The organism is Stappia sp. P2PMeth1 (assembly GCF_900185735.1).
Classification (GTDB): Bacteria; Pseudomonadota; Alphaproteobacteria; order Rhizobiales; family Stappiaceae; genus Stappia.
The window spans coordinates 186,929-207,521 of record NZ_FYAW01000050.1 but is presented as its reverse complement, the minus strand read 5'-3'; the positions used below and the strand labels follow the sequence as shown (position 1 = coordinate 207,521).

General features: G+C 68.5%; 18 protein-coding genes. 6 read left to right on the top strand and 12 right to left on the bottom strand.

Annotated features, from left to right (window positions below; translation table 11 throughout):
• The first annotated feature begins 726 nt into the window (after nt 1–726).
• The 3 genes from P2PM1_RS23650 (at nt 727) to P2PM1_RS23640 (ending at nt 3,065) form a co-directional block, all read left to right on the top strand.
• The gene (locus P2PM1_RS23650; RefSeq protein ID WP_186400770.1) at nt 727–960 is read left to right on the top strand and encodes a hypothetical protein; all 234 of its coding nucleotides are present in this window, start codon (nt 727–729) and stop codon (nt 958–960) included.
• Nucleotides 961–1,116: 156 nt separating this feature from the next.
• Nucleotides 1,117–2,256 carry a PA0069 family radical SAM protein gene (locus P2PM1_RS23645; RefSeq protein ID WP_186400769.1) on the top strand — a complete coding sequence of 380 codons (1,140 nt, stop codon included), beginning with the start codon at nt 1,117–1,119 and terminating at the stop codon, nt 2,254–2,256.
• 146 nt (nt 2,257–2,402) lie between these two features.
• A complete protein-coding gene (locus tag P2PM1_RS23640) occupies nt 2,403–3,065 on the top strand; it encodes a ribonuclease HII (RefSeq protein ID WP_186400768.1) in 663 nt (220 codons plus the stop codon).
• A gap of 366 nt (nt 3,066–3,431) precedes the next feature.
• Here P2PM1_RS23640 and P2PM1_RS23635 read toward each other — a convergent pair whose 3' ends face one another.
• The 8 genes from P2PM1_RS23635 to P2PM1_RS23600 all read right to left on the bottom strand — a co-directional run bounded on the left by P2PM1_RS23635 (nt 3,432) and on the right by P2PM1_RS23600 (nt 11,240).
• On the bottom strand, nt 3,432–3,911 hold the full coding sequence (locus tag P2PM1_RS23635) for a F0F1 ATP synthase subunit B (RefSeq protein WP_186386940.1): 480 nt from the start codon (nt 3,909–3,911) through the stop codon (nt 3,432–3,434).
• Nucleotides 3,912–3,921: 10 nt separating this feature from the next.
• Entirely contained in the window at nt 3,922–4,491 is a 570-nt protein-coding gene (locus P2PM1_RS23630; protein WP_186386941.1) for a F0F1 ATP synthase subunit B, read from the bottom strand.
• A 110-nt stretch (nt 4,492–4,601) separates the two neighbouring features.
• The gene (locus tag P2PM1_RS23625; protein WP_067220716.1) at nt 4,602–4,829 is read right to left on the bottom strand and encodes a F0F1 ATP synthase subunit C; all 228 of its coding nucleotides are present in this window, start codon (nt 4,827–4,829) and stop codon (nt 4,602–4,604) included.
• A gap of 78 nt (nt 4,830–4,907) precedes the next feature.
• Nucleotides 4,908–5,666, bottom strand: a complete 759-nt coding sequence (locus P2PM1_RS23620; protein ID WP_186386942.1) for a F0F1 ATP synthase subunit A — start codon at nt 5,664–5,666, stop codon at nt 4,908–4,910.
• An 80-nt stretch (nt 5,667–5,746) separates the two neighbouring features.
• Nucleotides 5,747–6,109: an AtpZ/AtpI family protein gene (locus tag P2PM1_RS23615; protein WP_186386943.1), complete on the bottom strand. Its 363-nt coding sequence runs from the start codon at nt 6,107–6,109 to the stop codon at nt 5,747–5,749.
• A gap of 215 nt (nt 6,110–6,324) precedes the next feature.
• Nucleotides 6,325–9,795, bottom strand: coding sequence for a chromosome segregation protein SMC (gene smc / locus P2PM1_RS23610; protein ID WP_186400767.1), 3,471 nt, complete (start codon nt 9,793–9,795; stop codon nt 6,325–6,327).
• Nucleotides 9,796–9,902: 107 nt separating this feature from the next.
• A complete protein-coding gene (locus P2PM1_RS23605; protein WP_186400766.1) occupies nt 9,903–10,541 on the bottom strand; it encodes a DsbA family protein in 639 nt (212 codons plus the stop codon).
• Between the two features lie 150 nt (nt 10,542–10,691).
• Entirely contained in the window at nt 10,692–11,240 is a 549-nt protein-coding gene (locus P2PM1_RS23600) for a DUF721 domain-containing protein (RefSeq protein WP_208985400.1), read from the bottom strand.
• A 160-nt stretch (nt 11,241–11,400) separates the two neighbouring features.
• Between P2PM1_RS23600 and mutY the strand changes: the two genes are divergently transcribed.
• Nucleotides 11,401–12,495 (top strand): A/G-specific adenine glycosylase, encoded by a 1,095-nt coding sequence (gene mutY / locus P2PM1_RS23595; RefSeq protein WP_186400765.1) that lies wholly within the window; start codon nt 11,401–11,403, stop codon nt 12,493–12,495.
• Between the two features lie 86 nt (nt 12,496–12,581).
• Complete coding sequence (locus tag P2PM1_RS23590; protein ID WP_186400764.1) at nt 12,582–13,130, top strand: 2OG-Fe(II) oxygenase; 549 nt, start codon at nt 12,582–12,584, stop codon at nt 13,128–13,130.
• An 18-nt stretch (nt 13,131–13,148) separates the two neighbouring features.
• Here the strand turns inward: P2PM1_RS23590 and P2PM1_RS23585 are convergent, their stop codons facing one another.
• Entirely contained in the window at nt 13,149–14,630 is a 1,482-nt protein-coding gene (locus P2PM1_RS23585; protein WP_186400783.1) for an AMP nucleosidase, read from the bottom strand.
• Between the two features lie 398 nt (nt 14,631–15,028).
• Between P2PM1_RS23585 and P2PM1_RS23580 the strand changes: the two genes are divergently transcribed.
• Nucleotides 15,029–16,186, top strand: coding sequence for a site-specific DNA-methyltransferase (locus tag P2PM1_RS23580; protein ID WP_186400763.1), 1,158 nt, complete (start codon nt 15,029–15,031; stop codon nt 16,184–16,186).
• Nucleotides 16,187–16,291: 105 nt separating this feature from the next.
• Here P2PM1_RS23580 and P2PM1_RS23575 read toward each other — a convergent pair whose 3' ends face one another.
• The 3 genes from P2PM1_RS23575 to gcvPA form a co-directional block, all read right to left on the bottom strand.
• On the bottom strand, nt 16,292–16,870 hold the full coding sequence (locus P2PM1_RS23575; RefSeq protein WP_186400762.1) for a hemerythrin domain-containing protein: 579 nt from the start codon (nt 16,868–16,870) through the stop codon (nt 16,292–16,294).
• A gap of 786 nt (nt 16,871–17,656) precedes the next feature.
• The gene (gene gcvPB, locus P2PM1_RS23570) at nt 17,657–19,249 is read right to left on the bottom strand and encodes an aminomethyl-transferring glycine dehydrogenase subunit GcvPB (RefSeq protein WP_186400761.1); all 1,593 of its coding nucleotides are present in this window, start codon (nt 19,247–19,249) and stop codon (nt 17,657–17,659) included.
• Complete coding sequence (gene gcvPA / locus P2PM1_RS23565) at nt 19,246–20,592, bottom strand: aminomethyl-transferring glycine dehydrogenase subunit GcvPA (protein ID WP_186386951.1); 1,347 nt, start codon at nt 20,590–20,592, stop codon at nt 19,246–19,248. The genes gcvPB and gcvPA overlap by 4 nt, the downstream gene beginning before the upstream one ends.
• Between the last annotated feature and the right edge of the window lies 1 nt (nt 20,593).

Here is a 20,593-nt window from a genome sequence, read left to right as displayed (position 1 = left end):
TGGAAGAGATGCTTGGACGTGTCCATGCCGATGCGCGTAATCTCGTTCATTGGGCGGCTCCTTCGATGTGTTGGGACCATCATCTTGGCGCAAAACGGCGCCGGATGGGGGCCGTCCACCCCAACGGGACCGGGGAGGCACACGCGGTCGGAGTGCGCTCTGCCGTACCCCTCAAACGCCCTCGGCTCGCCGGTCCCGGCTCGGTGCTGGCGCACCGTCCGGGAGGACGAAGGAGGGGGCGGAGCGCGTGGAGGACCGCATGGGTGAGGCAATGCCGTGGGGGCACGGCGTGTCCTCGCACCCGCTCCGGGAACGAATGGACCCCGGCGCGCGCTTGCGCGCGGCCGGACTGACCAAAAGGCGCGATCTCTCCTCCCTCTGTAACCCCAACCGATCCCGTTCCGACCTCAGCGCTGCCACCGGGGCGGAAGGCAACAGCCCTCGCATCGGCCTGACATTTTCAACAATGCTTTATCTACCTAAGTAACACAAAGTATCTCATCCAATTTTCGCCTGATTCCCCTCATAACGGCGCGGCTTTTCTGCTCACATTCCGGTCACATCTTCGTTATGCCATGTTTTTTCCCTGAAATAACCCTGCATACACCGCGGACGAGCCAAGATGGGCTTCCAGTTTTTGCCTCGTGGACGGCACGACGCCGCCACCGGCGCCAACAGACCAAGACCTGCGGCACCGAATACTGAATGCTCACGGAGGCCAATATCATGAAGAAGTTGCTCATCGCCGTTGCGGCTCTGACCTTTTCCGGCTCCGCTTACGCTCAGGACACGTCCTTCGCGTCGGCCGATCTCGACCAGAGCGGCGACCTGACCTTCAGCGAGGTGATCGCCGTGCTGCCGAATGTCACCGAGGAGGCCTTCGCCGCCGCCGATGCCGATGGCAATGGCGTGCTCTCAGAGGCCGAGTACACGGTCCTGCTCGAGAGCAGCGGCGGCTGACACCGCTCCCTCTTCCTGCCCGGTCGCCCTGTTTCCCCTGCCGGAAACGGGGCGATCTGCCGTCTGCCCCCGACACGTCTCGCCTGCCCGCTTCCCAGGTCCATTTGTTCCTGTTATGTTCCTGGCATCGACAACAGGGAACATCCGGGACCTCCCATGGCCACTCCGGCACCGTTGCGCAGCACCATCCCCGATCCGACGGACGCCTCCGAGGAGGCGCTGTCGGCCAGCGTCAACGCCCATCGCGGCCGCGGCCGGGCCGCCGGCCTCAACATGGCCGGCCGCTACGAGCGCGAAAGCCGCGACAGTTTCGATGATGGCTGGGGCACGCTGGACGACCTGCCGCCGCTCAAGACCCATGTGCAGGAAGAGCGGGCGCGCACCATCATCACCCGCAACGAATCGCCCGACATTTCCTTCGACCGCTCGATCAATCCCTATCGCGGCTGCGAGCATGGCTGCATCTACTGCTTCGCCAGGCCGAGCCACGCCTATATCGGCCTGTCGCCCGGCCTCGACTTCGAAACCCGGCTGACCGTCAAGCCGAATGCCGCCGAGCTGCTGGAGCGGGAGCTGTCGCGGCCCGGCTACAGCCCGCGCACCATCGCCATCGGCACCAACACCGACCCGTACCAGCCGATCGAGCGCGAACGGAAACTCATGCGCGAGATCCTCGCCGTGCTCGACCGCTGCAACCATCCGGTCGGCATCGTCACCAAGTCGGCCCTGGTGCTGCGCGATCTCGACATCCTGGCGCCGATGGCCGAGCGCGGGCTGGTGCGCGTCGCCCTCTCCGTGACGACGCTGGAGCGCAAGCTCGCCCGCGCCATGGAGCCGCGCGCGGCAACGCCGGCCAAGCGGCTGGAGGCGATCCGCGGCCTGTCGCAGGCCGGCATTCCGACCTCGGTGATGGTCGCTCCGGTGATCCCGGCGCTGACCGATTCGGAGATGGAGAAGATCCTGGAGGCGGCCAGCGAGCACGGCGCCACCGGTGCCGGCTACATCCTGCTGCGGCTGCCGATCGAGGTCAGTCCGCTGTTCCGCGACTGGCTGCTGCGGCACCGGCCGGACAGTTTCCGCCATGTCATGAACCTCATCCGCTCGATGCGCGGCGGCAAGGACTACGATGCTGAGTGGGGCAAGCGGATGCGCGGCGACGGGCCCTATGCGAAGCAGCTCGCCAACCGCTTTGCGCTCGCCTGCAAGCGGCTCGGCCTCAACCGCAACCGCAAGCCGCTGGCAACGGATCTGTTCCTCCCCCCGACCGCCGGCGGCGTCCAGCTCCAGCTCTTCTAGCCCCTCTGCCGGACCTCTACCGGACTTCTACGGGACTTCTACGGGGGCCGGAAGCCGGGCTGCCGCCGGCTCGCGGCGGCCATGCTTCGGTGCATTTCGCGAAGATTTCTGTTGCGCGTCGGCGCCGGCGCCGGAACGGTGGGCGCATGGTCTTCGCGCTCTCGTCCCCCCTTCAGCTTGCCCTGCCGGCCACGCTCGACCCGGCGGCCGAGCGGGAGCTCTCCCGCCGTTTCGACGGGCGGCTCGCCGGCATCGACGAGGCCGGCCGCGGCCCCTGGGCCGGTCCCGTCGCCGTTGCCGCCGTCATTCTCGACCACGCCGCGGTTCCGGACGGGCTCGCCGATTCGAAGACCCTCAGCGAGGCGCGGCGCGAGCAGCTCTACGAGGAGATTCTCGCGACCGCCGTCGTCGCCGTCGCCCTCGCCTCGCCGCGCGAGATCGACGCCCGCAACATCCGCGCGGCAACGCTGCAGGCGATGGCCCGCGCCGCCCGCGCCCTGCCGCTCGCCCCGCTCGCCTGTCTGATCGACGGACGCGACGTGCCGCCGGGCCTGCCCGCCGCCGGACAGGCGGCGGTGAAGGGCGACGGCCGCCTTCTGTGCGTCGCCGCCGCCTCGATCGTCGCCAAGGTCACCCGCGATCGGCTGATGACGCGGATGGACAGCCTGTTTCCCGGCTACGGCTTTGCCGGCCACAAGGGCTATGGCACCGCGCAGCATGCCGCCGCGCTTGCCCGCCAGGGTCCCTGCCCGCTGCACCGGCGCAGCTTCCGCCCGGTCGCCGTGGCGCTCGGCCTGCGCGAGGCGTAATGGACGCGCGCGACGCGCGCGCGCCCTGCGCCGCCATCCCGCACGCTCACCCCTCCCTGCGTCCTCCCGGACGGCGCTCGCTCTCGCGCACCACCCCCTCCCCGCGTCATCCCGCACGCAGCGAAGCTGCAGATGCGGGATCGGAGAGCCGAGGGCGTTTGTGGAAATGCGTCACACCTGCCTCAGGCACCGTGCCTCCCCGGTCCCGGATCTCGCGATGCTCGTCCGGGAAGACGCAAGGAGAGGCCTCGGAAGAGAACGCAAGTCCGAACGGGCCGCACGCGAACCCGACCAACCTTCGCGCCGCCCCAAACGAAAACGGCCCCGCGAAGGGGCCGTCTCGAAGCGGAATGGGAAGGTGCCGGCTCAGTTGAGGCGGGTCTTCACTTCCTGAATGCTCTTGGCGAGCAGGTCGTCGCCAACGCTGCCGGCGACCTTCTTGGCGAGGATCGTCTCGGCGGCGGCCACCGCGATATCGGCGGCGCGCGAGCGCACCTCGGCGATCGCCTGGGCCTCGGCCTGGGCGATCTTGCGCTCGGCGGCCACGGTGCGGCGGGCGATCAGATCCTCCAGGGCCGCATTGGCCTCCAGCGTCAGGCGGTCGGCCTCGCGCTTGGCCTCGGCGACGATGCCCTCGGCCTCGCTCTCGGCCTCCTGGCGGCGGCGCTGGTAGTCGGCGAGCAGGGCCTGGGCCTCCTCGCGCAGCCGGCGGGCGTCCTCGAGTTCCTTGCGGATCGTGTCAGCCCGCTTGTCCAGCGAGGACCCGACCATGCCGGGGACCTTCATGTAGACGATCAGCCCGAGAAAGATGACGAGGCCGACGAGAGCCCATGCAGAAGCGTCCATCAGGCTGTCCTCACTTCATCGCCGTATCGACGGCCTTGTTGAGTTCGGTCGCGGTCGGCGCCTTGCCGATCAGGGCCTCGACCAGCTCGCTGGTGGTGTCCCGGGCGATCTCGCTGACGTTGCCCAGCGCGGCGGCCTTGACCTCGGCGATGCGGGCCTCGGCCTGCGCCAGCTTCTCGGAGAGACCCTTCTCGGTCTCCGCGCGGCGACGGTCGATGTCGGCCTTCAGCTTCTCGCGGGTGTCCAGGGCGATCTTATGCGCGTTGTTGCGAGCCTCCGCCAGCGCCTGCTCATAGGCGGCGATCGCGGCGTTGCTCTCGTCGTTCAGGCGGTTCGCCTCGGCGATGTCGCCGGCGATCCGGTCGCGGCGATCCTCCAGGATGCCGCTGAGGCGCGGCAGCGCCACCCTGGTCATGATCCAGTAGAGCACGCCGAAGGTGATCGCCAGCCAGAGAAGCTGCGATGCGTAGGTCGCCCCGTCGAAAGGAGGGAACGTGCCGACCGAATGTTCGTCGGCCGGGATCTCGATGACAGCGTGGGTAGAGCTATCGTGTTGGGTCTCGGCGCCGGTCGTGGCCATTATCATCTCCAATGCCGCAGCCATGCACGCATCGCGGCTTGCGCGAAGCGCCGGCCGGGCGCGTCATGCCCCCGGCCGGAGAATTTGCGTCGCTGACGCAATCCGACGTCTTAGACGGCGAAGAGCAGGAGAAGGGCGACGAGAAGCGAGAAGATGCCGAGCGCCTCGGTCACGGCGAAGCCGAAGATGAGGCGGCCGAACTGGCCATCGGCGGCAGACGGGTTGCGCAGGGCGCCCGACAGGTAGCTGCCGAAGATGTTGCCGAGGCCGAGAGCGGTACCGGCCATGCCAAGGCAGGCGAGACCCGCACCGATGTACTTTGCTGCTTCAGCTTCCATGACACTAGCTCCTTGAGGTGAGATTGCAGCGACGTAACGACGGCCCCGCCTTATTGCGGGGCCGAACCAAACTGACTCTTAGTGGCTCGGATGCAGGGCATCGTTGAGGTACATGCAAGTCAGAACCGTGAAAACATAGGCCTGCAGGAACGCCACCAGGAATTCCAGGCCGGTCAGCGCGACGGTCATCGCCAGCGGCAGGATCGAGAACACCGGACCCATGATGCCGAGGCCTTCGGCCGCGATCAGCGAGGTGACGAAGCCGGCGAAGACCTTCAGCGTGATGTGGCCCGCCAGCATGTTGGCGAACAGACGAACCGACAGGCTGACCGGGCGCGACAGGAACGAGATGATCTCGATTGGCGTCACCAGGATGTACAGCACCGGCGGCACCCCGGCCGGGGTGAACAGCTTCAGGAACTTCGCGCCGTGCTTGGCGAAGCCGTAGACCATCACCGTGCCGATCACCAGCATCGCCAGGGCGAAGGTGACGATCAGGTGGCTGGTGACGGTGAAGAAGTAGGGGAACATGCCGATCAGGTTGGCGATCAGCACGAACATGAACAGCGAGAACACCAGCGGGAAGAAGCGCATGCCCTCGTTGCCGGCGGCATTTCTCAGCGTGTTCGCCACGAATTCGTAGGACATTTCCGCGACCGACTGCCAGCGCCCCGGAACGAGCCCGCGCCCGCTGGTCGACAGGATCAGGAAGGCCGCGACGACCGCCGTGGTCGCCACCATGAACAGCGAGGAATTGGTGAAGGAAAGATCGAGGCCGCCGACCTCGATCGGAACGAGCTTGGTGATCTTGAACTGCGAGATCGGATCGTTCGCCACCGGGTCAGCCCCTCGTCTAGCGGTCGCATGACATGCCGGCGCGCGACCCCGTCGCGAACCGGCCTGAATTCAGCTTCGAACTATCCGTCGCGCGACCCGTCATGCGGCTCGGCCACCAGACCGGCGGACCGCAAGACGTTCAGCACGCCCGCGACAAAGCCCAACAGGAGGAAGACGATCAAGCCCCAGGGGCTCGTCCCGAACCCCTTGTCGATCATCCAGCCGATGGCAGCCCCCACCAGAACGCCGGCGACGAACTCCGTCGACAGCTTCATGGCCTGAGCATACCCCTGTCCCGTGCCCGAGGACGACCCGCTTTTCGGCCCTTCGGCCTGCGTCGCCTTTTCCTCGAGCGCCCGTGCCAGCCGGCTTCTTCGCTCGGACAGTTCCGCTTCCGTTGGCCGCAATCCGCGCGAACCCGGTTCGTCCTCGTCGGGAGACATCGCTAAAGTCCCCTTTCCCGATACGCTCCGGCGCAGGTCGCCGACCCCTGGAAGCCGGGCGCACCATAGTCGGCGCCCCTGCCCCTGTCAAGAACACGCAAAAAACCGTCAAGCCCCTGTAATATCACATCTTTCATGGCAAAAGACGCCCTGCGTCGAACTGTCCGGGAGCCGTCTTCGCAAGACCGTGCTGCATTGCACGGCGCGGGAAGCGCTCACACCGCCTCGCGAAACCGCTCCGCGGTCTGCAGATCGACGGACACGAGCTGCGAAACCCCGCGCTCGGCCATGGTGACGCCGAACAGGCGGTTCATCCGCGCCATGGTGATCGGGTTGTGGGTGATCACCACGAAGCGGGTGGCGGTGCTGCGGGTCATCTCGTCCAGGAGGTCGCAATAGCGCTCGACATTGGCATCGTCGAGCGGCGCGTCGACCTCGTCGAGCACGCAGATCGGCGCCGGATTGGTCAGGAACACGGCGAAGATCAGCGCCATCGCCGTCAGCGCCTGCTCGCCGCCCGACAGCAGCGTCATGGTCTGCGGCTTCTTGCCGGGCGGGCGGGCGATGATCTCGAGGCCGGCGTCGAGCGGGTCTTCCGCGTCGACCAGTTGCAACTCGGCCGTGCCGCCGCCGAACAGATGGGTGAACAGGCGCTGGAAATGGCCGTTCACCGTGTCGAAAGCCGACAGCAGGCGCTCGCGCGCCTCGCGGTTGATGTTGGAGATCGCTCCGCGCAGCCGCTTGATCGCCTCGATCAGGTCGTCGCGCTCGCTGATCAAGGTGCCCCGCTGGCCCTCGATCTGCGACAGTTCCTCCTCGGCGCGCAGGTTGACGCCGCCGAGCCGCTCGCGCTCGCCCTTCAGCCGCTCCACCCGCCGCTCGATGCCGTCCGGATCGGGCAGCGGCGCGCCCTCCCTCAGCCCGGCCAGTCCCGGCAGGGCGGAGACGGCGACTTCCAGCGTCTCGTCGATTCGCGCCTCGATCTCGCTCTTGCGGCTCGATGCGGCGGCCAACCGTTCCTCGGCGCGGATGCGCCGCTCGCGCGCCTCGCCCAGCATCGTGAGCGCCTGATGCGCCTGCTGGTCGGCCTCGCGCTGTTTCGCCTCGGCGGTGGCAAGCGCGTCGTCGGCGGCGCGGCGCGCCTCCTCGGCGGCCGAAATCTCCCCGAGCAGCGCCCGGCGCTTCAGCTCGATGTCCTCCGGTGCTTCCATCAGCGCCATCCGCTCGTCCTCGGCGGCGGCGATGCGCTCGCCCAGCACCTCGATCTGCTGGCGAGCGCCGGCCGCGCGGGCGATCCAGCTCGCCCGTTCGCGGGCGATCGCCTCCATCCGGCGGCGGCGCAGATCGCTCTCGCGCGCCAGACCATCGGCGGCGGCCTGTTCGCGCGACAGCGCCGCGCGCGCTTCCGCCGCTTCCGCCCGCGCCGCGTCGATGGCGCCCTGCAATCCCTCGCTGCCGGAAATCTCCTCCAGCGCCGCCGCGGTCATTTCCGCCGCCTCGCGCGCCTCGGCGAGATCGCCGGCGAGCCGCTCTACGGTGGCGCGCAGGCCCGCAAGCCGCGCCTCGGCCTCGGCATGGGCGCGCTCCAGCCGCAGCACCTCCTGGCGCGCCGCATCGGCGGCCGCGCGGGCCGCGCGTACCTCCTGGCGGGTCCCGTCCTCGGCATCGGCCGCCATGCGCAGCGCCGCCTCGGCGGCCGCGAACGCCTCGCGCAAGGCGTCCATCCGCTCGGCAGCGGCGGCAATCTCCAGGTCCAGCGCCGCCAGCCGATTCTTGCGGGCAAGGCGCTGCGCCGCCGCCGTCGGCGCATCGGCGGAAACCACAAAGCCGTCCCAACGCCAGACGGCGCCGGCGCGGCTGACCAGCCGCTGGCCGGGCCTGAGCTGGCGCATGAGACGCTCCGCGTCGCCCTCCTCGACAAGGCCGATCTGGGCAAGCCGCCGGGCCAGCGCCACTGGTGCCCGCACCACCTGCGACAAGGGTCGGCAGCCCTCGGGCAGCTTCGGATCGGCGGCGAGTACCTCGCCGGCCGCCGTCTCCGCGCTCCAGCGCATCGGCGCCTCGCCGCCGACCGGCGCGTCGAGATCCTCGCCGAGCGCGGCGCCCAGCGCCGTCTCGAAGCCCGGCTCGACCGTCATCGCCTCGACCACCGCCGGCCATTCGCCGGCCTGTCCGGCGGACAGAACCTCATTGAGCGTGCGCGCTTCCGTTTCCAGCCGCGACAGCGCCGCCTCCGCGTCGCTGAGCGGCTGGCGCGCGGCCTCGACAGCGGCGCGGCGGGCGCGGGTGCGCTCTTCCGTCTCCAGCACCCGCTCTTCGGCGAGATCCAGCCGGCCTTCCGCGTCGAGCAGCGCCTCGCGGCCCATTTCCAGCGCCGGCGCGCCCTCGATATCCGCCTCCAGCGCCACCACCTGCGCTGCCGCCTCGCCATGCTGGGCGAGGAGCCGCTCGGCCCGCTGGACCGCCGTGCGATGCGCCTCCTCGAGCTGCCGCCGCCGCGCGACGATGCCGGCCTGTTGCTGGGTCAGCGCCGACAGCCGCTCCTCGGCCGCCGCGACCAGTTCGCCCGCCGCCGCGACCGCGAGGCGGGCCTCCTCGGCGCGTTCCTCCTGCGACAGGTCCTCGCCGCGCAGCTCTTCCTCTTCCTCGGCGAGCAGCGACAGGTGCTCGTCGTTCTCGCCGACCAGCGCCTGTTCGCGGGCGATGTCCTGCTGGAGCTGCTGCAGGCGGCCGGAGAGGTCCGACAGGCGCTCGCGGATGCGGCGTTCCTCGCCGTCCAGCTCGTTGCGGGCAATGACCAGCCGCTGCACGGCGGCGCCGGCGCGGGCCGAGGCCTCGCGCATCGTTGGCACCTTGTGGGCGGAGATCGCCTGGTTCTTCGCCGCTTCCGCCTGGGCCAGCGCGACCAGCCGCACCCCCTCCTCGGCTTCCGTGAATTCGGCCTCCGCCGCCGTCAGCCTGTCGCGGCAGTCGAGCCAGCGCAGGTAATAAAGCCCGGCCTCGGCCGAGCGGATCTCGGCGGAGAGGTTGCGGAAGCGGCTCGCCTGGCGGGCCTGGCGGCGCAGGTTGTCGAGCTGGCCGTCGATCTGGACCAGCACATCCTCCAGCCGGTCCAGGTTCTGCTCGGCGGCGCGCAGGCGCAGCTCCGCCTCATGGCGGCGCGAATGCAGGCCGGAAATGCCGGCGGCCTCTTCCAGGATCTGGCGGCGGGAGGTCGGCTTGGCGGCGATCAGCTCGCCGATCTGGCCCTGGCGCACGAGCGCGGGCGAGCGGGCGCCGGTCGAGGCGTCGGCGAACAGAAGCTGGACGTCGCGCGCGCGCACGTCGCGGGCGTTGATCTTGTAGTTGGAGCCCGCCTCGCGCTCGATCCGCCGGGTCACCTCCAGCGCGTCGCTGTCGTTGAAGCCGGCCGGCGCGGTGCGGTCGGCATTGTCGAGGAACAGCGTGACTTCGGCGGTGTTGCGGGCCGGTCGGTTGAGGCTGCCGGAGAAGATCACGTCGTCCATGCCGGACGCGCGCATGTTCTTGTAGGAGTTCTCGCCCATGACCCAGCGCAGGGCCTCGACGAGATTGGACTTGCCGCAGCCGTTCGGCCCGACCACGCCGGTCAGGCCGTCGCCGATGATGAATTCCATCGGTTCGACGAAGGACTTGAAGCCGAGGACGCGGAGCTTGCTGAACTTCATCGCGGCGGCGTCACAGGCATTGCCGAAGGATCGGGCCGGGCACTACGCCAAGCACTACGTCAGGCGCGACGCCGGCCACAGGATCTCTGCGGCCGGCGTCAGCGGTCCTAGAGATACTTGGCAGCCTGCTTGTCGAGTTCGTCAGGCGAGATCGCACCGCTGACCTTGTTCCCGTTGAAGAAGAACGTCGGCGTCGAGTTGACGCCGAACTGGCTGGATGCACGGTCGCGCGTCGCATTGATCGCGTCAAGCAGAGCCTGATCGGTCAGGGTCTTTTCGAAGGTCTCCTGGGTGAAGCCGATCTGCTTGGCGAAGTTCAGCAGCGCGTTGTAGGGGTCCTGGGTGAAGGCCCAGGCGCGCTGCTCGGCGAACATGAACTCGATCACGTCGAAATATTTTTCCTCCGGCACCGCCCGCGCCAGCATGAAGGCGGCGGAGGCAACCGGATCGAGCGGGAACTCGCGGAAGACCAGGCGCGCCTTGCCGGTGTCCAGATATTCCTTCTTGAGATGCGGATAGGTGTTCTTGTGGAAATTGGCGCAGTGGCCGCAGGTCATCGAGGAATATTCGACGATGGTAAGCGGCGCGTCCTCGCTGCCCAGCACCTTGTCGGGAAGCGCGCCCGGCTGCATCAACTCCTCGACATTGACCGTCTGGGCGAAGGCGGGCAGCGCCGGCAGCACGGTGCCGGCCACAAGCAGGCCGGCGGAGGAACGCAGGATCAACTGACGACGGTTCAGGCTCACGGGTCTCTTCCCACTCAATGAAAGGGTCTAACGGCGTTAGGTCGTGTTAATCGCCTTTTGCGCGAATTTCAAACGACACCCACATTGTGGCGGCATTGGGAGCGCGGAAACCGGCGGAGTTCGGCCTGCTTCACAAGATCGCGAGCAGGTTCAGCGGGTGCGGGCGAGCACCGCCCGGCCCAGCCGCGCAAGCGCGGCGCCGAGCGGCGTGCCCTCCACGGCAACCAGCCGTTCGGCAAGCTCGGCCTCCTCGGCGCCGGTGAGCGGGCGCAGCTTCGGCGGCGGCTTGCGCCGGCGGTCGGTGACCGGGCGCTGGAGGATGCGGATACGCTCCACCGCGGCCCAGCCGAAGAAGCCGTTGATGCGCTCGACGAGCTGCGGCATCTCGTGGGTCAGCAGCAGCGCGGTCGCCCCGTCCGTCTGCACCACCAGCGTCGCCGGGCGCGGCACGTCCTCGAAGGCGCCGTCCCGGCCGCCGCGCGGCCAGTCGAGCCGTACCGGCTGGACCCGGCCGGCATAGCGCTCGCCGACGATCTCCGGCCAGTCGGACAGCAGATCGGCGGCGGCAAAGCCGCGCTTGCGGCAGGCCGGCTCCAGCGTCTTGCCGATCAGGTCGGCAAGCGGGCGCGCGCGCGTCACCCGGCGCATATAGCCGGGGCTCGCTCCTGCCTTCGGTCGAGAGTGCCGCGAATCAGACATGTCTCCTTTTTCATGCATGAATTGCGACCCTTTTGCGACAGTTCGCGCGCAAGGACCGGTTCGTCACCGCTGTCCCCGGAACCCCGCCATCCACAGCTCGCAGGCCCGCGCGGGGAGCGCGCCCTTGCAATCGCGCCCGCAGCACCGATTCTGATGTCCCATGACCGCACCGCATCTTGCCCCCGCAGCCGATCTCGCCGCCGCCCTGCTTGCCTGGTACGACCGCCACGCCCGTGTGCTGCCCTGGCGCATTTCGCCGCGCGATCGCCGGCAGGGTCAGGCGCCCGATCCCTACCGGGTCTGGCTCTCCGAGATCATGCTGCAGCAGACCACGGTGCAGGCGGTGAAGCCCTATTTCGCCGCCTTCACCGAGCGCTGGCCCACGGTCGCGGATCTTGCCGCGGCCGACGAGGCCGAGGTGATGAAGGCCTGGGCCGGGCTCGGCTATTATTCGCGGGCGCGCAATCTCAAGGCCTGCGCCGAGGCCGTCGTCGCCGCGCATGGCGGCGTCTTTCCGGACACGGAGGACGCCTTGCGCGCCCTGCCCGGCATCGGCCCCTATACGGCGGCGGCCATCGCCGCCATCGCCCATGACCGGCCGGCCGCCGTCGTCGACGGCAATGTCGAGCGCGTCACCTCGCGCCTGCATGCCATCGAGACGCCGCTGCCCGCCTCCAAACCCGACATCCGCGCCGCCGTCGAACGGATGGTGCCGCGCGAGCGGCCCGGCGACTTCGCCCAGGCGATGATGGATCTCGGCGCAAGCCTCTGCAGTCCGCGCAAGCCCGCCTGCGCGCTCTGCCCCTGGTCGGCGCCTTGCGAGGCGAGGCGCCTCGGCATCGCCGAGACCCTGCCGGTCAAGCAGCGCAAGGCGGCCAAGCCCACCCGCTTCGGCCTCGCCTTCGTCGTGAAGCGCCAGGACGGCGCAGTGCTGCTGCGCCGCCGCCCGCCCAAGGGCCTGCTCGGCGGCATGAGCGAGCCGCCGGTAAGCGCCTGGGGAGAGGACATCGACGGCGGCGACGTCACCTTGCTGCCGCCGGAGCTTGCCGCCGCGCGGCTGCGCTGGAGCCGCGTTGCCAGCGACGTGCGACACACCTTCACGCATTTCCATCTGGAGCTTGCGGTCTGGCATGCCACGGCGCCGATGGGCCTTGCCGCGCCCGAGGGATGCTGGTGGTCGGCGCCATCGGAACTGGCCGGCGAGGCGCTGCCGACGGTGATGCGCAAGGCGGTCGAGGCGGGGCTTTCCGCCTGACGCAAGGGGCCCTCCCAATTCGATTGCGTTTTCCGGGGAACTGCCGCATAGACGCGCAACTTTCGCCGTTGCGGAGACTTCGGCCGATGTTCACGCATTCCATTCCGGCATTGTTTTCCAAAGAAGAAGCCCGCGAGGTCATCCGTCTTGCGGACGAGGCGCAGATGGCGGCGGGCGGTCTCGTCGGCGGCCAGCAGCATCAGGACATCCGCCGGGCGGAGATCGCCTGGCTCGACGACACCGGCAGCGCCGCCTGGGTGATGGAGCGGATCGTTGCGGGCGTGGCCGCGGCCAATCGCGAGCATTTCGACTTTGCCATCACCGAGTTCGGTGAGCGGCTACAGGTCGCGACCTATGACGAGAGCGATGCCGGCCATTACGACTGGCATTCCGACATCGGCGACGGCCCCATCGCCCGGCGCCGCAAGCTGACCATCGTCGTGCAGCTCAGCGATCCGGCCGCCTATCGGGGCGGCGAGTTGCAGGTCAATCTCGGCAGCGCGCTATGGACGGCCGAGCGCGGCATTGGAGATGCCACGCTGTTCGCCTCCTTCATGCTGCACCGGGTGGCGCCGGTCACCTTCGGCCGGCGGTACTCGCTGACCTGCTGGTGCCACGGGCCGCAGTTCCGCTGAACGCGGCGGCGCGCCTTTTTACTGGAACGCCGTCTCGGCGAAGGAGCGCAGCTTTCTGGAGTGCAGCCGCTCGCGCGGCATCGCCCGCAGGATCTCCATGCTGCGGATGCCGATGCGCAGATGCTGCGCCACCTGCCGCTTGTAGAAATCCGTCGCCATGCCCGGCAGCTTGAGTTCGCCGTGCAGCGGCTTGTCGGAGACGCAGAGCAGCGTGCCGTAGGGCACGCGGAAGCGGAAGCCGTTCGCCGCGATCGTCGCCGATTCCATGTCGAGCGCGATGGCGCGGGACTGGGAGAAGCGCTGCACCGGCTCGCGGTGGTCGCGCAGTTCCCAGTTGCGGTTGTCGATCGAGGCGACGGTGCCGGTGCGCATCACCCGCTTCAGCTCATAGCCGGCAAGGCCGGTGATCTCCTCCACCGCCCGTTCCAGCGCCACCTGCACCTCGGCCAGCGGCGGGATCGGCACCCAGGTCGGCAGGTCCGCGTCCAGCACATGGTCCTCGCGGACATAGCCATGCGCCAGCACATAGTCGCCGAGCTTCTGGCTGTTGCGCAGCCCGGCGCAGTGGCCGAGCATCAGCCAGGCATGCGGGCGCAGCACCGCCACATGGTCGGTGATCGTCTTGGCGTTGGACGGGCCGACGCCGATATTGACCATGGTGACGCCGGAGGAGCCGGGGCGCACCAGATGATAGGCCGGCATCTGCGGCAGCCGCGGCCCCTGCCCGTCGCGCCGCTCGCAGCCCGCCTCGGTCACCAGGTTGCCCGGCTCGACGAAGCGGGTGTAGCCGCTGGCCGGATCGGCCATCAGTTCCTGCGCCAGCCGGCAGAACTCGTCGATATAGAACTGGTAGTTGGTCAGGATGACGTAGTTCTGGAAATGCTCGGCCGCCGTCGCGGTGTAGTGCTGCAGCCGGTGCAGCGAATAGTCGACGCGCGGCGCGGTGAAGGGCGCCAGCGGCCGCGGCGCGCCGGGCGGCACCTCATAGGTGCCGTTGACGATGGCATCGTCCAGGATCGACAGGTCCGGCAGGTCGAAGACATCGGCGAGCGGGCGCTGCAGCACCTCCGCCGCCCCTTCCACATGGGTGCCGTCATAGAAGGCGAAATGCAGCGGGATCGGCAGGGCGCTGGTGCCCACCTCCACCGGCACCTCGTGGTTGCGCAGCAGCAGCTCGATCTGCTCCTTCAGATAGGAGCCGAACAGGTCCGGGCGCGTCACCGTCGCCGCATGGACACCCGGTCCCGACACGAAGCCATAGGACAGCCGGCTGTCGATGCGCGAATGGGTGGCGGTGGCGATCCGCACTTCCGGATAGCAGGCGCGCACCCGCCCTTGCGGAATGCGGCCGGCGAGGAACTCGGCGAAGGCCTCGCGCAGGAAGGCGGTGTTGGCCTCGAACAGTTCCCGCAATCGCTCGACGGCGGCCCCGGCATCGGTGAAGGCCTGATACGGCGTGTGCGGCGGTTCGAGCACCGCCAGGTCTTCCGGACGGTCCATGTTCGAGGTGTCGATGCCCATGAGGTGCCTTTCTTCTGTTGTTATTCTGGCAAGCCAGTATGAAATTTATTTCATGGCCCGAAAAGATTTTTCTGAACGGCCACCGCGGCCGCTTCCTGCCCGGCCGCCGTTAACCTTCCGGGCGCCGGGGTCTTGCATTCCGCAACAGCGCCGGCCAGGTACCGCGAAAATCCGCAAGCGCTCCAGAGCATTAGGCAAAACTTGCCGGGAGGCCCCTTGCGCCCTCTCGTTAACGAAGCGAAGCAGCGCGCCCGCGACGGCCGGGAAAGGTAAACAGAGGATTGATTCAAAAGGCGTTTTTTCTCCAGCGCCTTAACTCCCGATTTACCAGACGCGGTAACCATGATGCTCGTAATTGCGTGAGGTTCTGCGTCGCAATGAGTGTACAGCGTATCGGGGTGCCCGTCGTGGCACCCCACTCCTTCCGGGCCCGATCGACCGCCCCCAGTGCCGCTTCCGGCGCAGACTGGCTGGACACGATCATCAAGGGCGACTGCGTGGCGGCTCTCGAGCGCCTGCCGAGGGCGTCGGTGGATCTCGTCTTCGCCGACCCGCCCTACAATCTCCAGCTCGGCGGCGATCTGCACCGCCCGGACCAGTCGCGGGTCGATGCCTGCGACGATCACTGGGACCAGTTCGACAGTTTCGAGGCCTATGACGCCTTCACCCGCGCCTGGCTGATGGCCGTGCGCCGGGTGCTGAAGCCGGATGGCGGCCTGTGGGTCATCGGCTCCTATCACAACATCTTCCGCGTCGGCGCGATCCTGCAGGATCTCGGCTTCTGGATCCTCAACGATGTCGTGTGGCTGAAGACCAACCCGATGCCGAATTTCCGCGGCAAGCGCTTCACCAATGCCCATGAGACGATGATCTGGGCGTCGAAGTCTAGGGACGCGAAATACACCTTCAACTACGAAGCCCTGAAGACGTTCAACGACGATTTGCAGATGCGCTCCGACTGGAACCTGCCGATCTGCACCGGCGGCGAGCGGCTGAAGGATGGTTCGGGGCAGAAGGTGCATCCGACCCAGAAGCCGGAAAGCCTGCTCTACCGGGTGCTGCTTGCCTCCAGCAATCCGGGCGACGTGGTGCTCGATCCCTTCTTCGGCACCGGCACCACCGGCGCCGTCGCCAGGCGGCTCGGCCGGCATTTCGTCGGCATCGAGCGCGAGCAGGACTATATCGACGCCGCCAACGCCCGCATCGCGGCGGTCACGCCGGCGGAGGACGCGGCATTGGCGATCAGCCAGGGCAAGCGCGCCGCCCCGCGCATTCCCTTCGGCAACCTGCTGGAGGCCGGCCTGCTGGCGCCGGGGGCGGAGCTCACCTGCGCCAAGGGCCGCAAGCGCGCCACCGTGCGCGCCGACGGTTCGCTCGCCAGCGGCAGCCATGCCGGTTCGATCCACAAGGTCGGCGCCCTGGTGCAGGGTCTGGAAGCCTGCAACGGCTGGACCTACTGGCACTATGAGGACGCCGGCACCTTGAAGCCCATCGACGCGCTGCGCGAGACGCTGCGCGGCACCAACGCCGCCTGACGCACCCGTCCGGCGCCTTACCATTTCTGAGAAGCGCTTCCCCGCGCGATGGGCCGCCTCCGACCGGACACTCCGGCGGGGGCGGTTCCGCATCCGGCGCCCGGATCACGAGACGCCGAGGGGCCCCTCGCCGCGCTCGATCATCAAGGGCACGATCAGGTCTTCCTCGTCGTCGAGATGCCGCAGCAGGCCGTTCACCAGCAGGTCGCTGTCGGCGGCATAGGTGTCGGCCGCCCGGCGGATGCGGTCGCTGTCGCCGCCCTCCAGCAGGCCCAGCAGCCCGTTGGCGCTGGCGATCACCCGGCCGATCCGCTCGTGGATCAGCTCGTGATCGTTTTCCAGGATGTCGAAGCCGCGTTTGAGCCGCGTCTCGGCCGCCGCGAAGACCGGGAAATAGTGCTGGTCCTCGATCATGTGGTGGTGGTGCAGCTCGCTCAGGAAGTGCTGCAGGCGCGGCGCAAAATAGCCGCCGAACTGCATCGCCTCGACCTCGCCCTCGCGAAACCGCGTCAGCGCATCGCTCAGCGCCCCGCCGAGCTGGCGGAAGCCGTCGTGCCGCGACAGCCAGAAGCGGGCGAGATCGCCAAGACCGGCATTGTCGTCCCAGCCCTCGCGCGGATGGCGGCGCAAGAGATACAGCAATTCCTCGTTGAGCCCCTGCCGCCTGTCGAGATCGTCCGTCACACCGCCGCTCCTGACGTTTCGCTGCCCGCCTCATGCGGCAAGATGGGGTGCAAGGTCAATCCGGTAACGCCGGATCGGGCGGCGATGCCCCTCCTTGCGAACCGCACGCATCGCCCTCTCCTTCGTCAATCCCGGACGCAATCCTCTCGGTTCGTCATCCCGGGCAAGGCGAAGCCGCGACCCGGGATCGGCGAGCCGAGGGCCTTACGAAGGCACTCGCGAACGAACCCGCAACCGCCGTGCCTCCCCGGTCCCGGATCTTCGGCCTGCGGCCTCGTCCGGGAAGACGCGGGGAGAGGCATGTGCGTCAGGAACGGCGGAAACGACACGCCGACGCGAACCCCACCCGCAGGATGTCGTCCCGGTTCCGGCGCAGCCGGAGACCGGGAACCAGTAACCTCGAACGGTTTGAGTGAGGACTCAACATTGCCGCCGGAAGGCGGAAAGCTTCTGCCTTCGCGCCGCCATAGGCCGCAGCGGATACTGGATACCTGCCTTCGCAGGTATGACAGCCGGGGAGGTGGCGAAGCGCTCCCGCCTCGCACCCGCTGAGGTTGCCAATGGTTCCCGGATCTTCGGCCTTCGGCCTCGTCCGGGACGACGTCCATGGGGGAGGCACGGCCTCGCATCCTCTCTGCTGTCACACCGGGCAAGCGAAGCGCGACCCGGTGCCCATTGGCTGCCAGAGCGGTCGCGACGGCGCGCAGATCCTTTCCCGCCCCCCAAACGAAAACGCCCGGCGCGGGGCCGGGCGTTCGCATCGTTGATGCAGGCAAATCCCCGGCGTTACTCCGCGGCCTGCGGCTGCACCGCGGTCGCTGCCGGGCGCTCCCACTTGAGCACGGGGCTGCGCGCCGCCCGCGTCTCGTCGAGGCGCCCGCGCGGGGCATGGAACGGCGCCCCCTTGAAGCGGTCCGTCTCGCCCTTCTGCGCGCTCATCACGAGGTCGCGCATGGTGGCGATGAACAGGTCGAGCGAGGCGCGGCTTTCCGATTCCGTCGGCTCGATCAGCATCGCGCCGTGGACGACCAGCGGGAAATACATGGTCATCGGGTGGTAGCCCTCGTCGATCATCGCCTTGGCGAAGTCGAGCGTGGTGACGCCGGTGTCCTTGAGGAAACTGTCGTCGAACAGCACCTCGTGCATGCACCAGCGCTGGCCGAACGGCAGGCTCATCAGGTCCTGCAAGCCGACGCGCACATAGTTGGCGTTGAGCACCGCGTCCTCGGACGCCTGCTTCAAGCCGTCGGCGCCGTGGCTCTTCATATAGGCGAGCGCGCGCACATACATGCCCATCTGGCCGTGGAAGGCGGTCATGCGGCCGAAGGGCTGCTCGCCGTCCTTGAGCTCGGCATCCGTTTCCACCCACTCGATGCCGCCCTCGCCCTTGCGCAGGAAGGGCAGCGGGGCGAAGGGCGCCAGGCGCTCCGACAGCACCACGGGGCCTGCCCCCGGACCGCCGCCGCCATGCGGGGTGGAGAAGGTCTTGTGCAGGTTGATGTGCATGGCATCGACGCCAAGGTCGCCCGGACGGGCCTTGCCGACGATGGCGTTGAAGTTGGCGCCGTCGCAGTAGAAATAGCCGTCCGCCGCGTGGATCGCCTCGGCGATGGCGATGATGTCGCGCTCGAACAGGCCGCAGGTGTTGGGGTTGGTCAGCATGATGCCGGCGATGTCGCCCGCATGCTCATCGATGCGCGCCTTGACCGCCGCCGGATCGACCGTGCCGTCCTCGCGCGCCTCGATGGAGACCACCTTGTAGCCGAGGAGCGCTGCCGTCGCCGGGTTGGTGCCATGGGCCGATTCCGGCACCAGGACGATCTTCGGGTCGCGGCCGGCCGCCTGATGCGCGGCCTTGATCGCCATCATGCCGCACAATTCGCCATGCGCGCCGGCCTTCGGGCTCATCGCCACCGCGCTCATGCCGGTCATGGTGACCAGCCAATGCGCCAGCTCACTGATCAGCTCGACCGCGCCGGTCACCGTCGACAGCGGCTGCAAGGGATGCACGTCGCCGAAGCCCGGCAGGCGCGCCATCTTCTCGTTGAGGCGCGGATTGTGCTTCATCGTGCAGGAGCCGAGCGGGTAGAGGCCGGCGTCGATGGCGTAGTTCTTCGAGGACAGGCGCACATAGTGGCGCATCGCCTCCGGCTCGGTCAGCGCCGGCAGGTCCGGCACCGCCTTGCGGGCGTGGCTGCCCAGCGCCGGCGCAAAGTCCTCCGCCTCGTCGAGGTCGACGCCGCACACATCCATGCGGCCGATCTCGAAGAGCAACGGCTCTTCCATCGCCAGCGCCTTGTTGCCGGTGAAGGTCGCACGCTCGCTGACGATCGCCGTCTCGCTGGGCGCGGACGGACGTCCCTGAGTGTTCATGCTCATGCCAGCACCTCCTTCAGTGCCGCGACGAAGGCCGCGCGGTCCTCATCGGAATTGACTTCGCTAGATGCCACGAGCAGCAGGTCGGCAAGCTCGGCCTTGCCCGGCTCCAGCCGCGACACCGGCACGCCGCCGAGCACGCCCTTTGCGGCCAGCGCCTCGACCACCTCGGCCGCCGGCTTCGGCAGCTTGACGGTGAACTCGTTGAAGAAGGCGTCGTTGAGCACGCTTACGCCGGCAACGCCGTCCAGCGCGCCCTTCAGCTTCACCGCGTTGGCGTGGTTGATGCGGGCAAGCTTGGCGAGGCCGTTGCCGCCGAGCAGCGTCATGTGGATGGTGAAGGCGAGGCAGCACAGCCCCGAATTGGTGCAGATGTTCGAGGTCGCCTTGTCGCGGCGGATGTGCTGCTCGCGGGTCGAAAGCGTCAGCACGAAGCCGCGCTTGCCGTTGGCATCGACCGTCTCGCCGCACAGGCGCCCCGGCATCTGGCGGATGAACTTCTGGCGCGTCGCGAAGAGGCCGACATAAGGACCGCCGAAATTGAGGCCGTTGCCGATGGACTGGCCCTCGCCGACGACGATGTCGGCGCCCTGCTCGCCCGGCGCCTCGATCAGGCCCAGCGACACCACCTCGGTGAAGACGGCGATCAGCAGCGCGCCATGGGCATGCGCCTTCTCGGCGATCGGCTTCAGGTCGATGAGCTGGCCGTAGAAGGACGGCGACTGCACCACGACGCAGGAGGTCTCGTCGTCGATGGCGGCGAGAATGTCCTCGGTGCCAGTGGGGTCGGCCGGCAATGCCGCGACCCGGTCGCCGGCCATCGCGCTCAGCCCCTCGACCACCTGGCGGTATTGCGGATGCAGGCCGCCGGACAGCACCGCCTTGTTGCGGCGGGTCACCCGGTGCGCCATCAGCACGGCCTCGGCCGTGCCGGTGGAGCCGTCATACATGGAGGCGTTGGCGACCTCCATGCCGGTGAGCGCGGCCACCTGGGTCTGGAATTCGAAGAGATATTGCAGCGTGCCCTGCGTCACCTCCGGCTGGTACGGCGTGTAGGAGGTGAGGAATTCGGAGCGCTGGATCAGGTGGTCGACGCTGGCCGGCACATGGTGCTTGTAGGCGCCGGCACCGACGAAGAACGGCACCGAGGAGGCGGCGACGTTCTTGCCCGCCATGCGGGTCAGGTCGCGCTCGACGGCGAACTCGCTCTGGCGGCGCGGCAGGTCGAGCAGCCCGTCGATGCGGGCGCTTTTCGGGATGTCGACGAAGATCTCGTCCACATCGGAAATGCCGACGCGCGCCAGCATGTCGGCACGGTCGGTATCGGACAGCGGCAGATAGCGCATG

Coding starts and splice junctions, on each gene's coding strand:
- P2PM1_RS23635 (WP_186386940.1), bottom strand. CDS start 3,911: ATGGACGCTTCTGCATGGGCTCTCGTCGGCCTCGTCATCTTTCTCGGG.
- P2PM1_RS23585 (WP_186400783.1), bottom strand. CDS start 14,630: ATGGACCGTCCGGAAGACCTGGCGGTGCTCGAACCGCCGCACACGCCG.
- gcvPB (WP_186400761.1), bottom strand. CDS start 19,249: ATGAGCATGAACACTCAGGGACGTCCGTCCGCGCCCAGCGAGACGGCG.
- P2PM1_RS23645 (WP_186400769.1), top strand. CDS start 1,117: ATGGCCACTCCGGCACCGTTGCGCAGCACCATCCCCGATCCGACGGAC.
- P2PM1_RS23615 (WP_186386943.1), bottom strand. CDS start 6,109: ATGTCTCCCGACGAGGACGAACCGGGTTCGCGCGGATTGCGGCCAACG.
- P2PM1_RS23625 (WP_067220716.1), bottom strand. CDS start 4,829: ATGGAAGCTGAAGCAGCAAAGTACATCGGTGCGGGTCTCGCCTGCCTT.
- P2PM1_RS23590 (WP_186400764.1), top strand. CDS start 12,582: ATGTTCACGCATTCCATTCCGGCATTGTTTTCCAAAGAAGAAGCCCGC.
- gcvPA (WP_186386951.1), bottom strand. CDS start 20,592: ATGCGCTATCTGCCGCTGTCCGATACCGACCGTGCCGACATGCTGGCG.
- P2PM1_RS23640 (WP_186400768.1), top strand. CDS start 2,403: ATGGTCTTCGCGCTCTCGTCCCCCCTTCAGCTTGCCCTGCCGGCCACG.
- P2PM1_RS23600 (WP_208985400.1), bottom strand. CDS start 11,240: ATGTCTGATTCGCGGCACTCTCGACCGAAGGCAGGAGCGAGCCCCGGC.
- mutY (WP_186400765.1), top strand. CDS start 11,401: ATGACCGCACCGCATCTTGCCCCCGCAGCCGATCTCGCCGCCGCCCTG.
- P2PM1_RS23580 (WP_186400763.1), top strand. CDS start 15,029: ATGAGTGTACAGCGTATCGGGGTGCCCGTCGTGGCACCCCACTCCTTC.
- P2PM1_RS23650 (WP_186400770.1), top strand. CDS start 727: ATGAAGAAGTTGCTCATCGCCGTTGCGGCTCTGACCTTTTCCGGCTCC.
- P2PM1_RS23630 (WP_186386941.1), bottom strand. CDS start 4,491: ATGGCCACGACCGGCGCCGAGACCCAACACGATAGCTCTACCCACGCT.
- smc (WP_186400767.1), bottom strand. CDS start 9,795: ATGAAGTTCAGCAAGCTCCGCGTCCTCGGCTTCAAGTCCTTCGTCGAA.